General features: G+C 68.8%; 4 protein-coding genes. 2 read left to right on the top strand and 2 right to left on the bottom strand.

What is annotated here, in order from left to right; translation table 11 throughout:
- Positions 1 to 48: 48 nt before the first annotated feature.
- Both JHN63_RS03840 and JHN63_RS03835 read right to left on the bottom strand, forming a co-directional pair.
- Positions 49 to 1,287, bottom strand: coding sequence for a PP2C family protein-serine/threonine phosphatase (locus tag JHN63_RS03840; protein ID WP_200677265.1), 1,239 nt, complete (start codon positions 1,285 to 1,287; stop codon positions 49 to 51).
- 996 nt (positions 1,288 to 2,283) lie between these two features.
- Complete coding sequence (locus tag JHN63_RS03835; protein ID WP_200677235.1) at positions 2,284 to 6,726, bottom strand: LamG domain-containing protein; 4,443 nt, start codon at positions 6,724 to 6,726, stop codon at positions 2,284 to 2,286.
- Positions 6,727 to 7,028: 302 nt separating this feature from the next.
- On the opposite strand from JHN63_RS03835, the gene JHN63_RS54195 reads away from it, so the two are divergent.
- Together JHN63_RS54195 and JHN63_RS03825 are read left to right on the top strand one after the other, a co-directional pair.
- The gene (locus tag JHN63_RS54195; protein WP_200677234.1) at positions 7,029 to 14,882 is read left to right on the top strand and encodes a ricin-type beta-trefoil lectin domain protein; all 7,854 of its coding nucleotides are present in this window, start codon (positions 7,029 to 7,031) and stop codon (positions 14,880 to 14,882) included.
- A gap of 61 nt (positions 14,883 to 14,943) precedes the next feature.
- Positions 14,944 to 15,456: a hypothetical protein gene (locus JHN63_RS03825; protein ID WP_200677233.1), complete on the top strand. Its 513-nt coding sequence runs from the start codon at positions 14,944 to 14,946 to the stop codon at positions 15,454 to 15,456.
- Positions 15,457 to 15,679: the final 223 nt, after the last annotated feature.

The following is a 15,679-nucleotide window of genomic DNA, read 5'->3' as shown; positions in this document are numbered from 1 at the left end:
GCCTCGCCTGGGGACCGGACGCAGCGGGATGCGGGAGCAGGCGTCGCGTCATTGCGCGGAATTCATCCGCCTTGTTCGTGACGGTGCGGAGGCGTCGGTGAGGTCGGCGCCGGTGTTGGCGTCCCGCTCCGACTGGTCGACGCCGTGCCAGTCCAGGCACATGACGGTCGCGTCGTCCTGCAGGTGGCCGTGGTTGGCGTCGACGATCGCCCCGATGAGAGTGCGGGCGGCCTCACGGGGGTGCAGTGCGCTGGTGCGCACGATCAGGTGCGACAGATCGAGGCTGTTGGCGTTGCGCTCCAGCATGCCGTCGGTCAGCATCACCAGCCGGTCGCCCGGCTGCAGGTCCAGCGACTGGACCCGGTAGGTGTGAGGGGTGAGGAAGCCGAACGGCATATCGATCTTCGGAGTGATCTCCTGCACTTCGCCGTTCCGCATGCGCAGCGGCCAGGGGTGCCCGGCGTTGATGAACTCGGTCGTGCCGTCGATCAGGCTGATGCGCAGAAGCTGACCGGTGACGTAGCTGTGACGGCCGTGCTCACGCATGGCCCGGTCGGCCTGGCGAGCCTGTTCGGCGAGGTCGGCACCGGCCCGCCGCGCCCGGCGCAGGGCGCCCACCAGGAGGGTGGCCAGCAGCGCGGCGTCGACATCGTGGCCCATGGCGTCGGTGACGGAGAGCTGGACGGTGTCCCGGTCGATGACGTAGTCGAAGGTGTCGCCCCCGACGTGGTCGGCCGGCTCCAGCGCCCCGGCCACGGCGAACTGCGCGGCCTCGCACGCCAGCGAAGCCGGGAGCAGCCGGTGCTGGATCTCCGCGGCCAGGCTCAGCGGAGTGGTACGGCGGCCCCACTGGTACACGTCGGTGAAGGACCGGTTCGCGATGACGATGTACGCCAGGGCGTGTGCGGTCTCGCCGACCTCCCGCATGGTCTCCGCGTCGGGTACCGCGGGCAGGAACAGTTCGAGGAGCCCGATGGCGTCCCCGCGGTTGGTCACCGGCGCGACGACCCGCACCAGCGCGCCCTCGCCCTTGTCCTCCACGCTCGGCCGCTGGGTGCGGATCACGTCGTCGTACAGGGTGCCCCGCAGGGTGATGCGCCGGGCGGGTTCATCGGTATCGACGCTGCCCGCCGCACCCAGCCGCACCACCGAGCCGCCGGTGAAGTCGGTGATGAGGAACGACACCGACGCGGCCCCGAGGTGCTCCTTGAGCATCCGCGCGACCACGTCGAGCGACTCCACGGGTGCCGCTGTCTCCGCTGCCGCCAGTGTCCCCGCCAGGGTCATCACCCTGCCCTGGCCACCCTGGTTCACGGGAGTGGGAACGGTCGGCCCACCGGGCCCTTCATGCCCGCGTACGGTCATGGCGACTCCTCGCTGCTCGCTGGTCCTCAGGACTCTGGCCCGGGTACGCGAGAGGCTGGCGCCGAGCCCGCTGTCAGGTAGGTGCCAGTGCACCACAGAGTGCCTGAACGGATGCGCCTTATCGGCCAGCCACCCGTCGAGCGGTCAGGCCACTGGTCATGTCCGGGGACTGAGATGCACCGCGCTGGATTGCGCACGGCCCTCGCGACCCGGCCGAGCACTCGGCCTCCTCACGACCGGCCGCCTTGGCTGTCGGTGTCGCTCCGGTGGTTGCTATGAAGCCCCTGCTCGGCGGCACGTGATGCGTGAGCGATGCGTGAGCGGACGAGGTGGCAGAGACCATCACTGCGTGGACTGAGCCCCGCGCGGTACCTGTCCTGACCTGGTGGTTTCGGACACCGAAGGAGCGTCCGGAACCAGCCGGCAAGATCCTTCCCGGACTTGTAATGCGTAGGTCGTCGGTTCGAATCCGACAGGGGGCTCCGTGGTTAACCCCAGGTCAGGCCTCTGACCTGGGGTTCCTTGTTTTGGTTGACCTTGGAATCAGGGCTGATCGGGCACCTGTGGGCTACGCATCCCGATGCGTAGGTCCGAGATTGACAGCCGGTCGTGATTTCGTTGTGCCAGCCCGTGAACTGTTTTTTGTTCCCTGCTGTTGATCCGCCTCGATCTGTTCGGAGCGGTGCGGTGGCCATTTGGTGGCCGAGCGTGCGGCCACCGTGCAGATCGGATCCTGGTCAACCGCGTAAGCGGACGTGCACGCGAGGGCGATTGTTGTGGCACCCCGACGATTACGCGGTCAGCCTGCTGCTCGCTTCCCCTGTGGGGGCCGCGCCCAAGGGCGAGGCCCGTGCCCGGGCAGAGTGTCGTCTTCTGCCCAACAGGAGGTACGACTGCAGCTCATCGGTGCCTCATACCTCACCCGATTTGTGAGACGACCACGCTGTTGCCGGGTGCCGTCGCGTCCGCCGGGGGCAGCGCCGTCGGGTAGAGGCGGACGTCGCTGAGGCGGCCGTTCGCGTACTCGGCGTAGGTGCCCTGGAAGAGGCGGCGGCCGAACTGGACGGGGCCGACGGCGTTCCAGTCGGTGCCGGTGTAGGACTTGGTGGCGGACAGGTGGCCGTTCACGTAGAGAAGCAGTTGGCCGGCGACGGCGTCGTAGACACCGACGAGGTGGGTCCATTTCGAGGCCGCGGCCTTCGCGCCGTAGACCGCGGTGAAGGCGGTGCTGGTGCTGTCGTCGTCGTGGCGGCCGAAAGCCCAGACCTGGCTGGCCGAGGAGTAGTAGAGCTGGAAGCCGTTGGCCGCGCCGACGGCCGGGTCGTCGGACTGCGACACGAACGTCGAGTTGGTGCTTGACAGAGAGTTCAGCTTCACCCAGGCCGAGACCGTGAAGCTGCCGGCGGTGTTCACGCCGGTAGCGGTGGTCGCGGCGTACGAGGTGCTGCCGTTGAGGTTCAGGACTGTGCCCCGGTCGGTGTCGGAGGTCCAGGCGGCACCGCCGGTCAGCGTGGCGGGGGCGTTGCCCGTCGGGTCGGCCGCGGTCGTGCCCGTACCGTCGGCGAGGTTCCAGCGGTGGGTGGCCGTGTCGGTGACGGTGCCGAGTGATGCGGGGTCGGCGAAGGTGGCGGTTGTGCCGGACGGCGTAGCGCCCGCGTATTCGGTCAGCTGGCCCGCGGTGTCCGTGGTGTACAGGTCGGGCTTGCCGTCGGGGCCGCCGGTCGCGCTGTTGACGTCACCGGGAGAGGCGACCGTCGGGTAGTCGCGCTTGCGCAGGATCATGGAGAGGGCCGTGGCGGGGTGGGTGTTCCAACCCGCGGCGGCGCTGCTCGTCCGGTTCTGGGCGGCGGAGGCGTTGCAGGTGTACAGGCGGACCTGGGTGCCGTTGGTCGTGGCCGCGCCCGGATTGTCCACGCACTTGCCGGACTGCGGGTTGACCAGGCTGCCGGAGGCGCTCGCCGTCCACTTCTGGGACCCCGCGCCGTTGCACGTGTAGAGCTGGAGCAGGGTGCCGTTGTCCGTGCCGCCGTCAGTGGCGTCGAGGCACTTGCCCAGGACGCGCAGTGAGCCGTCGTCGTGCAGGACCCACTGCTGGGTGGGGCTGCCGTTGCAGGTATAGATCTGGATTTTGGTGTGGTCGGCGGTGTGTCCGCCCGCGTCGTCCAGGCAGACCGTGCCGCCGGAGGACGTCTTCACGGCGGAGACCAGCGGGGTGCGCACCGGGGCGTGCAGCAGCTTCGGCAGGAGAGTGCCGCTGTCCACGTCGATCGGGAACGTGTAGACGGTGCCGGAGACGTCATCGCGGGCCCACAGCGTGGGCGTGCCGCCGGTGACCTTGCCGTTGCCGCCACCGTCCACCGAGAAGGTGCCGCCGACCCGGCCGGGGGCGATCAGCGTCAGGCCGGACCAGTCGCCGTCGCCGAGCAGCAGCGGATGGCCGAGGTGGTTGACGCCGTATGTCTGGTACAGCCACAGCTTGTTGTTCTCCACCGTGAGCACGGCGGGGTGGTCGGCGTTGCCGTACACGTCTCCGTCGACGACCAGTTGGGAGATGTCCCAGGGCTTCGCGGGATCGTAGCCCGCGTTCGTGCAGCGGTCGGCGGGGACGGTGTCGGTGGCCTCGCAGTCGTCCTTGGTGACGACGTCGTAGCGGCGTCCGACGAAGCCGGGGAAGGTGGAGTAGGGCGTGCGTGGGAAGGCGCCGTCCTCCTTCGGATCGAGGTCGTTCTTCACCACGTACAACTGCTGGGTCTTGGTGTTGTACGCGAACAGGTCGTCGTGCGTGTCACCGTGCAGATTGCCGCGGTGGGCGATCAGGTAGTCGCTCCACGTACCGGTGGGCGCGCCCTTCGGCGTCGAGACGATCACCGGGCCGGTGATCGCGGGCGGGTTGCTGCCGACGGGGCCGTCCTGCGCCGCCACGGGCGCCTGGGCGGGGTCGCTGTCGCCGGGGACCAATTCCAGGTCGCCGCTGCTTGTGGTGGCGAGCAGGTCGGGGCTGCCGTCGCCAGTGATGTCCCCGGGAGCGATCTTGGTCTTCGGGTCCCAGGGCGCGGTGAAGGTGTAACTCACCGGATTCTGGGAGAGGTTGCCGGCCCGGTCGACCGCGCCGACGTACAGGGTGTGCACGCCCCAGTCGGTGACATTGATCGTGACGGTCCCGGAGGCGGTGGCGCCGCTGGTGGACGTCACCTTGGCGGGTTGGCCGGTGGCGATGGTGGGCTGGCTGTCGAGCTGCCACAGGAAGTGGTCGATGCCGCTGGCCTGGCAGGCGGCCGGGGCGCAGGTGTCGGCCGGGGTGTTGTCGGCCGCGGAGACGGCGAAGTCCGCGTGGACGTCGCTGCCCGCGTAGGTGTCGCCGGTTCCGCTGCCGACCGGCGGGAAGTGCGGGTTGTCGGCGATCGTCGGTGTCTGTGGCGGCGTGAAGTCGGTGTTGAACCAGCAGTGGTCGCTGATCGGCGATGTCATCTTGATCGAGGAGTTGTCCTGGGCGTAGACGTCCCAGCCGTACCCGTGACCGTCCTTGAGGGTGAAGCCGATCGGTGCGTCCGCGTCCGCACCCGAGGCGACCATGCCGCTGTCCGGCGTGCCCTTGTCCGCGGCGTTTCCGTCGGCGTCGAGGTCGGAGCGGTCCCAGACGTGGTAATGAGCTTCGGCGTGCTCGCCGGAGATGTGGGTGGTGACGGTGGAGTGCAACTGGATGTTGCTGCCCGCGCCGCTGTACGTCGTCGCGCCGATCCAGCCGGCCGCGCTGCCGGTGACGCAGTCGCCGTCCGCGCCCAGCGGCGGCGGTGTGGTGTGCACCTTGGTGGGGATGTCCGGGGGGATGTCGAAGTTGGTGGTCAGGGCGAGTGTCTGGGACATGCGCAGGTAGTCGAGATTGGAACTGGTCCTGGACTCGTTGCCGAACAGGCCGATCGTCCAGGTGCCCTTGTTGCCGTCGGCGATCTTCTGGACCTGGTCGTCGACGCGGAAGGAGGCGGTGCTGTTGCTGCAACTGCTGTTGCCGTTCGCCCCGCTCGGCACGGTCGTCTTCACGGCCGGGTAGCCGTTGTCGTCGAGAGTTCCGGGCTGATTGCCCCAGTCGGTGTTCTCGTTGATCGTGCCCGTGGTGTGCAGGGTGATGGGCTGGTTGTGGGAGCAGTCGACGCTGGCCGCGTACCTGGTGCTGACCTTCACCTCGGCCTTGATGACCTTCATGGACGGGTCGAGGCCGGAGGTGTCGATCGCGTAGTACGACCGTTCGAGGCCGTCCCCGCAGGCGCCGCCCCACTGCTGGTAGCCGACACCCTCGCCGTTGGTCTGCGGCTTGTTGTACTGCGGGGCGTCGGAGCAGGCCGAGCTGGAGTACACCTCGTCGAAGGCGCCGGACTTGCTGGTCACCGGGTTCTCGAAGGGGTCGATGTAGACGGGGTAGTGCGTGTCCGGACCGTCGAGCACCGAGGCGTCGGGTGCCAGCGTGATGGCGTCGGAAGTGGTGGTCATCGGGACCTGGCCGACCTGGGCGCCGGAGCCGGGGCCGGCCGCCGAGGAGGAGGTGGCAGGAGCCGTCGGTTCATCATCGGCGGCGGAGAGCCCCGCGAAGGAGGCAGGTTTGAGGACTGCGGCAGAGCGCGGCGTGGTCGCCGTGGACGTGGTGGCCGGCGTGCTGGAATCCCACATCAGCGGCGGCGGACTCGTGTACGACACCGAGCCGTCGGGGGCGGTCACCGTCATGCCGCCTGCCCCGGTGGCGGACAGATCCAGGCCGTCGGTGTCCGTGGATACAGCGAGCCGTCGGACCCGTGGGTCGGCCGCCGCCTGCGCGTCGTGGACGATCAGCACGTCGCTGAAGCCGCCCTGGTCCGTGACCGACACCGACAGGTCGACCCCGGGCAGCACGGACGCGTAGAGCGCTGTGTCACCGCTGACCTGCGGGGCGGGTAGGGCGAAGGGCATGGTCAGGCTCATGCTGTGCCCGGCGGGGTCGGTGAGCGTGGCCAGCGGGCCGGTGCCTCCACCGGACAGGCGTACGCCGCTGGGTGTGGCCCTGGGGGAGTAAGCGCCATCGGCGCCGGCGGTGAGCGTGGCATCCACCGGAACCCAGGCGCCGTCCTGCCGCACGCGGACCGGCAGGACGGCCGAGGTCGTCGTGAACGAACCGTCCGGATTGGCCACCACCGTGTCTGTCTGACTGGTCAGCGCGTCGACCGGTACGGAGGTGCCGTCGGAGACCGCCTGGGCCTGTGCGGCGAGCAACGGGTCGGCGGTGTCGGCGGGTTCGCCGTCGGCGAGCGCTGCCGTCGGAACGGCCAGCGCCGTGAGCAGCAGTGCGCCGAGCGCCGGGAACAGCGCCAGTCTTCGGGCGGATGACGGCAGCACGGAACAACTCCTTCGCACGACGGACAGGGCAGACACGAGATCTGCGACCATCCGCGCCAGTGAACGGCTCGCCGGACGACGGGTCAGGACGTCGGCGACGGCGTGCGGCAGTGATGTTCGCTCCCCCGGCACAAAACGTACACAGGAAACGTCAAGGGAAATCACAACATTGTCATGGCATCGGCAAAAAGTGTTGAGATTCGGTCAAGGTCGTTCTTAACCTCCCAACCTGGATCACGCCGACCACGTGACCTTTCAGTCAACGGGCCACCAAGGCCGTTTCATTCGGGGGTAGGTCACACGTGGGTGTGCGAAGAACGCTGACGCTCGTCTCCGCTCTGCTGGCCGTGATGGCGCTCTTGGTGACGGGCGCGGTCGCGCAGAACGGCGTCGGGCCTTACGTCTTCGACGGTGACATCTGGAAGCCGAAGCCGCTGCCGGCGACACCCGCCGTGGGTGACCACGAACTGACCCGCCCGACGATCGCTCACCCCCGTGGCTACCGTGCGCTGACTCGCTACCAGGCGGTCAAGGCCGCCTCGCCACAGGCTGGTTCACATACCGTCGCCCTCAAGGCCGAGCCGGCCAGGGCGGGTTCGCTGCCCGTGTGGGTGGCGTCGTCCGGAAAGGCGAAGTCTCCGCAGGCGAAGTCCGAGCAGGTCCGCGTCCGACTCGCCTCCCGCACCCAGGCGTTGCGGGCCGGAGCCGACACCGGCCTCTTGGTCGGACTGGACAGGGCCACGTCCGATACCGCCAAGGTCAGCGTGGTCGTCGACTACTCGTCCGTGGCCAAGGCCTACGGCGGCGGCTACGGAGCCCGACTCACCCTCACCCGCCTCCCCGCCTGTGCCCTGACGACTCCGCAGCGCGCCGAATGCCGCACCCGCACACCTCTGAAGTCCGTCAACCGTGCCACCGCGAACCAGCTCACCGCGACCACCACCGCGGACTCGGCGATCGCCGTCACCTCCGGCAGCCGGGGTTCGCAGGGCGACTACTCGGCGACCTCGCTGACTCCGGCGGGTAGTTGGCAGGCCTCCGGCACAGGCGCCTACTCGTACTCCTACCCCATCGACCTGCCGGCCGGGGTCGGGGACACCGGCCCCTCGGTGGAGCTGTCGTACGACTCGCAGTCCGTGGACGGTGAGACCTCGGCCCGCAACTCGCAGGCGTCGTGGATCGGTGACGGCTGGAGCTACCAGCCGGGTTTCGTGGAGCGGTCGTACCGCTCCTGCGGTTCACTCCTCGATTCCGACGGCAAGGAGATCCTCAAGGGCTCCGGTGACGAGTGTTGGGGCGGCGCCAACGCGACCGTCTCCTTCGGCTCGCACTCCGGTGTCCTGGTCCCGACCACCTCCTCTGGACTGCCCGGTGAGATAAGGGAGTTCAAGCTCCAGGGCGACGACGGCACTGTCGTACAGGAACTGTCCGGGGCCGCCAACGGCCTGTACGACGGAACCTACTTCCGCGTCCTGACCACTGACGGCACCGCCGCCTACTTCGGTGCCGACCACTCACCGACCGGCCCCGGCACCAAGGGGCTCGCCTCGTCGGACTCCGGCGACGACTCCACGCACGCGGCCTGGGGCGTCCCCGTCCTGCACCCGCGGTCCTCCGACCCGTGCCACAGCGACGCCGACGGCAAGAAGTCCCGCTGCGACAAGCCCGAGGGCTGGCGCTGGAACCTGGACTTCGTCGTCTCCCCGAACGGCTTTGTCCAGCGCTACGACTACTCGACCGAGACCGGCTACTACGACCTCGGCGGTGGCCAGGCGGCCGCGACCGACGACACGGACGACACCGGCACCCTCACCTCGTACACTCACGGCGGCACGCTCACCTCGATCTCCTACGGCTACACCCTCGATGACGAGCAGGCCGGCCGTACCCCGTCCGCGCAGGTGGCCTTCGCCTCCAAGCAGCGCTGCCAGACGACGTCCGCCTTCACCGACTGCTCGGCCGGGAATCTGGACGACAACACCGCACCGCACTGGCCGGACGTCCCCTGGGACCTGCACTGCGACGCGACCGACAAGACCAAACTGCCCGACGACGCCACCAAGGTGCCGACGGATGTCTGCGTCGTCTCCTCGCCGACGTTCTGGTCGACCACACGCCTGGACAACATCACCACCAAGGTCCACGTCAAGGACAGCGACACCGACAAGCCGGTCCCGGTCGACAGCTACGACCTGGGGCAGGTGTACTCCGACGCGGGCGGCGCCGTCGACCCGGTCAGCGGCACCACTGTCGACCCCAAGGACGCCGGCTCGCTCCAGGCCGTTCTGTGGCTCCAGTCCATCCGGCACACCGGCAAGGGCACCTACGGCAACGGCAACAGCGACCTCGCGCTGAACCAGGTCTCCTTCACCGGCACCGAGATCGACAACCGGGTCGACGACGACTCCCCGTCCGCCCCACCGCTGTACCGGCCGCGGATCTCCAACGTGCAGACGGAGACCGGCGAGTCGATCACCGTCGAGTACAACCAGAACCCGTGCGCGGGCAAGTCGCTCGACATCAAGTCGGCCGACTCCAACACCAACTCCTGCTATCCCGCGTACTGGACGGTGCCCGGCGCCTCCAAGCCGATCGCCGACTGGTTCAACAAGACGACCGTCCACAGCGTCACCGTCGCCGACCTCACCATCGCCGGCCAGTACACCCCCGACGCCTCGAAGATCCCGGCCGGCTCCGAGGCACACGTCTCCACATACGCCTACTCGGGCGCCGCATGGCATCGCGACGACTCCGACCTGACCGACGACCAGTACCGCACCTGGGATGAGTTCCGCGGCTTCCGCACGGTCACCGTGCGCACCGGCAAGGCACCCGAGCCGGTCACCCAGCAGACCACCACCTATCTGCAGGGCATGGACGGCGACTACAAGGCCGACGGCACCCGCCACTCGGTCACCGTGGACGCCAAGGTCGGCGGCAACACCGTGCTGAGCGTCACCGACGCCGACCAACTCGCGGGCACCGCACTGCAGTCGGACACGTACACCGCCTCCGGCGGCACGGTGAACGCCTCCACCGTCAACGGACCGTTCACCTTCACCACCACGGCACACACCGGCCGCACCTCGTGGACGGCCTGGACCCAGGAGGACCACCCGGGGGAGACCGCGCCGGACAAGGCCACCCTGCCCGACCTCGCCGCCCGCCGGATCAAGTCCACCCAGTCGCATGGCTATTCCCTGCTCGCCGACGGCACCTGGCGGCACACCCGCACCGACACCGGCTACGACGACCAGGGCCGGGTGCAGTCCGTCGACGCGCACGGCGACGTCTCCGTGGCGGCGCAGGAGAAATGTGCCACCACGGATTACGCGGCGCCTTCCTCGTCGGCCGACAACACCATGCTGCTCGCCTACCCGGACCGCATCACCGCGGTCTCCGGCCCCTGCGGCACCAAGCCCGGCACCGATACCCTGCTCTCCGACAAGAAGGTCTACTACGACGGCGACGGTTCCGTCAGCGCCCTCGGCGCCTATGGCACGGTCACCCACCCGCGCGTCACCGGCACCCAGGTCGGCACCGGCTTCGCCACCGACGGCACCGAGAACTGGCGCACCACCAGCGGCATTTCCTACGACGCCGCGGGCCGCGTCACCGACTCCCTCGACACGACGGGCCAGGGCACCCACACCGACTACCTGCCCAAGTGGAACAGTGCGGGCGGCAACACCAACCCGACGAGCATCGTCTCCACCAACCAGCAGCAGTGGAAAGTCACGTCCACCCTCGACCTGCTGCGTGGGGTGCCCGTCGAGAACGTCGACGCCAACAACCGCGTCACGGACATCACTTACGACGCCCTCGGCCGCCGCACCGCGGTCTGGCTGCCCGGACGCGACAAGGCGACACAGAGCGCGGACATGACGTTCGCGTACTCCGTGAACCCCGGTGCGGTCCCCGCCCCCGGCGGCACGATCACCCAGCCCGGCGACCCGTCGTCCGTCACCACCCGCACCCTGCGCGAGGACGGCACCTACTCGACGTCGACCAGCATCTACGACGGGATGCTCCAGCCCCGTCAGGTCCAGACGACCGCGGACGGCGACTCCGACACCGGCCGGATCATCTCCGACACGTTCTACGACTCCCACGGCCGGCCGAGCGCCTCGTACGCCCCCTACTCGGAGCCGGACCACTCCCCGTCCGCCACCCTGTACGCGGCCAACGAGAACGAGATCCCCGCCGAGACCACGACGACGTACGACGGCCAGGGCCGCGCCACCGGGAGCACCCTGTGGCACCAGGCCGTCAAGCAGTGGGGCACGAGCACGGCCTACCCCGGCGCCGACGAGACGGACACGACCCCGCCGGCCGGCGCCTCCTCGACCGCGTCCTACACCAACGCACTCGGCCAGACCGTGAAGTCGGTGGTGAAGAACACCGGCGCCACGGTCACGCTCAAGGGCGGCAGCATCATCCCGTCGGGCACCTCGCTGACCTCCAACAGCGTGCGCCTGACCATGCAGGCCGACGGCAATCTGGTCCTCACGGCGCTCGGCAGCGGCAAGACCCTCTGGTCCAGCAGCACGAGCGGAAACCCGGGCGCATACGCCCAGTTCGGTACCGACGGCAACCTCGCCGTCCTCACCGCAGCCGGCGCCTCGAAGTGGAACAGCGGCCTGACCGCGACCACGGGTGCGACGCTCCAGGTCCGCGCCGACTCGACGCTCGCCGTCGTCGGCGGCGACGGCAGCACGGTCCTGTGGAAGCAGGGCACGGCAGGCGCGGTCCCGGCCGCCGACGCCGCCACCCGTTACACCTACACGCCCGCCGGCCAGCTCGACACGGTCAACGACAGCGCGGGCAACACCTGGTCCTACCACTACGACCTGATGGGCGAGCCGACCTCCCAGACCGACCCCAACACCGGCACGACGACGTTCGACAAGTACGACGTGCTCGGCAACCTGCTCCAGACCACCGACCCGCGCGGCCAGGTGCTGTCGTACGCGTACGACTGGGACAGCCGCGTCACGGCGGAGTACGCGGCCCCCTGGTCGGCCACGCCCGACCCGGCCAAGCAACAGACCTCCCGGGTCTACGACACGCTCGCCAAGGGCTACCCGACCTCCTCGACCCGCTATGTCGGTGGCGCAAGCGGCAGCGCGTACACCGAGGCGATCACCGGCTACAACACGGCCTACCAGCCGCTCGGTTCGACTCTCACGGTCCCGTCCGCCGACGGTTTCCCCGGCAGGGCGGGCAGCGCGGGCGGCACGATCACGTACTCGCTGTCGTCGACGTACACGCCGAACACCGGTCTGCTGGCCACCACCCAGTACCAGGCGGACGGCGGCCTCCCGGCCGAGCGCGTCGGCTACGGCTACACCCTGCAGGGCGCGTTGGACGGCTTCGGCGGCTACATCAACGCGGCCAACACGCCCTCGTACCTGGACGGCACGGTCCACGACCCCTTCGGCCGGGTCCTGCAGACCAACTACGGCTCCACGGGCAAGGAGCTCGCGACCTTCGCCCAGTACGACGCGACGACCGGCGCCACCACGCAGACCAGCAGCATGGTGCAGACGTCGACCACGGCCCTGGACGTCGTCAACTACCGCTACAACCAGGCCGGCGAGCTCACCGCGACGGACGACCTCCAGGACAACACCACCCACGACACCCAGTGCTTCGCCTACGACTCCTTCCAGCGGCTGACCGCAGCCTGGACCGACACCGCCGGCATCACCGACTCCGGCACCGCACCGGTGGGCGCCGTGGGCGGATGCAACTCGGCCTCCGTGCAGACCAGCGCGGCCCCGGTGAAGACGAAGACGGTGGGCGGACCCGCGCCGTACTGGCAGACGTACACCTACGACCTGCTCGGAGACCGCACCGGCACGGTGAACCACGACACCACCGGAAACGCACTCGCGGACACGACCCAGTCGACCTCGTACGCGGGTGCGGACGGAACCGCCTCCGCCGCCCACCCCGACCAGGCGGGCGCGACCACGATCAGCAACCCGGGCACGGGTACGGCCACGCAGACCCCGTCGTACACGGACACGGCCGGGAAGAACGCGGGCAACACGGTCAGCCGGGCCACGAAGACCACGGGCCCGCTGACGACCGGCTTCACCCTCACCGGCGGCGGAAAGCTGTGCGTGGAGGAGACGGGCTCGGGCGTCAAGGTCGAGGTGAACACGTGCAGTTCGACGGCAGCGGCACAGAAGTGGACGGTCAACACCGATGGCACGGTGACCGCGGCGAACCTGTGCCTGGACACCGCGGGCAACGCGACGGCCTCCGGCACGGGCGTGGTGATGGACACCTGCTCGACCGACGCGACCCAGAAGTGGCGTGTGACGTCGACCGGCACACTGGTCAACGCGGCCAAGAGCACCCTGTGCCTGACCGACCCGAGCGCCAGCGCCACCAAGGGCACCCAACTGACCCTGACCACCTGCGGTGGCAAGGGCCAGACCTGGTCGACGATCACGTCCGGCGCGCTGCCGGCCGGCCAGACGCAGACCTTCACATACGACGCCGAGGGCCGGACGGCGACGGTCTCGACCCCGTCCGGGACGACAAGCCGTACGAGTAAGTACCTCTACGACGCCGACGGCAACCTGCTGGAACAGACGGCGACCATCGGTGGCACCGACAAGACCCGCGTCCTCTATCTCTTCGGCGGCGCCGAGCAGTTGACGCTGGACGTGGCGGCGAAGACATGCACGGCCCTGCGCTATTACGCCGGGCCGGACGGCACCCAGGTCACCCGCTCCAGCAGCGGCAGCGTCACCTACCAGGTAGCCACCTCACAGGGCACGGCGACCACGGCCGTCGACGCGACCACCCTCGCGGTGACCCGCCGGTACTACGACCCGTACGGCAATCCGCGCGGCACGGCTCCGTCGACGTGGGTGGCGGGGGACGAGAACCACGGCTTCCTGGGGAAACCGAGCGATTCGGTGACCGGGCTGGATCTGCTGGGGGCGCGGAACTACGACCCGACGCTGGGGCGGTTCCTCACCGCCGACCCGCTCTTCCAGGCGGGCGATCCGAACCAGATGGGCGGATATACCTACGCGGCGGACAATCCGGCGAGCGGTTCGGATCCGACGGGGTACGACGACTGGGCGAATTCACCGTCCAATACGTGCGCGGCGGGATTCACCTGCAAGTCCAAGTCCAAGTCCAAGCCCAAGACTCCGTCGCCGTCACCGGGGTCTCCGCCGACCACCACCTCCAGCGGTGACACGGATTCCTCCTCGACCGTCGCGGCGGCACAGCAACTGCCCCAAGCGAACCAGGACGACAAGGTCTCCCCGAACCTGCTGGACTCCGTCCTGCTGGTGCCCTTCGACTTCGCCAACTGCGAGTTCTGGATCAGCGGAGGTGGCCCGTCGCACGAGGCGTCCTGCGCTGTGGCCGGCGGCGTGTATTCGGGCGGCGAGTCCGGAGGCGGTGCCGCCGGGCTCACGGAGAGGGGAGTGGAGGGCGGTGCGGGAGACCTCAGGGGCGCGGCCGAGGGCGCTGTCGGCGGCGACGCGGCCGCTGCGGCGGGGGCGGGCGCCGAGGCGACGGAAAACGCGGCGGCCGACATCGCGGACATGGCGGCGATCAAGCGGGCGAACGCTCAGGCGCACTCTGAGGAGGCCGAGGCGGCAGCCGCCAAGCCGAGTTCACCGAGCACCGGGGCTTCGGGGACCAAGCCGTCGGCACGGGACTCACGCGCGCCCGTCCGGAACGGCCCCATCGGTTCCAAGGCGTCGTCGGCAGCGACTGTCAACAAGAGCCGTCTGCCACGGGGTACGACCCTTGAGGATGGTCTCGCAGGGGCCCGGAACATGCGGGACCGGGTGGCGGACCGGACGCTATTCCCCGATCGCGATGGGATACCCGTCAACCGGAGCACCCTGCTGAAGACATGGACCGCAGGCTACAACGCGGAAACAGGTGAAATCGCTGTAGCTTCCTCAGGCTGCGGCTACTGTGCAGAGGGAAATGTGATCAATGCGCTCGGTGGCGACGCGAACCTGGTGATGCTGACACGGGCGTTGTACTGGAATCCGAAGGTGGGAGGCTGGGACGAGAAGCCGATTTGCCCGAACTGCCAGACCTTCCTCACGCCCGAAGACGTTGAGCCCGGTGCCTGGTACGACAGCCCAGGCCCATGGGACAAGAGGTGATCGTCGTGGCTCGTATACTCCACAGCGTCACGGTGAGGAAAGTAGTCCCCGGGGGGCACGCGTGAGTAACAGGCCGTCTTTGATCCAGGCCGAGCGCGTTGACTGGTCGTCCCTGCGGTGCGGGTGCAGCAAGACGGGTGCCCACATACCCGAGACGTTCGCCAGGCTACTGGAGGCTGGTACACCGAGCGAGATCGCGGAAGCCACGCTTGAGGGGCATATCAACATCCAGTCGCTCCTGTTCGAAGTGGCGGTCCCCGTAACTTCGATGATCATTGCTGCCTTGCAGGAGGACCTTTCCGAGCCTGTGCGTCTGGAACTGCTCGAACACCTTCTTGCATGTGTTGCGGGGGAGTCCCACTGGACCGAGGCGGAGGCCGGTGCGCCTGAAATCGACATCGACTGTCAGATCGCGGCCCGCGAGGGCATTTGGACGCTCTACCAGGAGTACGCGACCGGTCATGCGATGTTGGCTCGCTACATTCTCGAAGGAGTGGACAACGACCAGGAGCGATTTGCCTACTTCGACGCCAAGTTGATCGACCGGGTTAGGAAGAAGGCGAAGCGTCGCTGACCGGCCGAGAGCGCCACCCGACAACTCCTGGAGCAAGATCCCTTCGGGCCGGAAGAGCTGTTCGACGGAATCGATCCGACTACTTTCGCGGCCGTCCTGCTGGCGACAGCGTCAAATCACTCCCGTGCGCACGCGATTCTTATTCCGCGCGAGGCCGCACAAATCGGCGGCGATGGATGTTGCCTCACTGCCGACTCCGCAGAACGGCCGAGATGTGACGTGT

This window comes from Streptomyces sp. MBT65 (genome assembly GCF_016612545.1).
GTDB lineage: Bacteria > Actinomycetota > Actinomycetes > Streptomycetales > Streptomycetaceae > Streptomyces.
Note: the sequence above shows the minus strand (reverse complement) of the source record. Positions and strands in the feature narration are given on the sequence as shown.

What these genes read in the sequence shown, in the direction of transcription:
- JHN63_RS03840 (WP_200677265.1), bottom strand. Translation starts at nt 1,287, where the DNA reads ATGACCCTGGCGGGGACACTGGCGGCAGCGGAGACAGCGGCACCCGTG.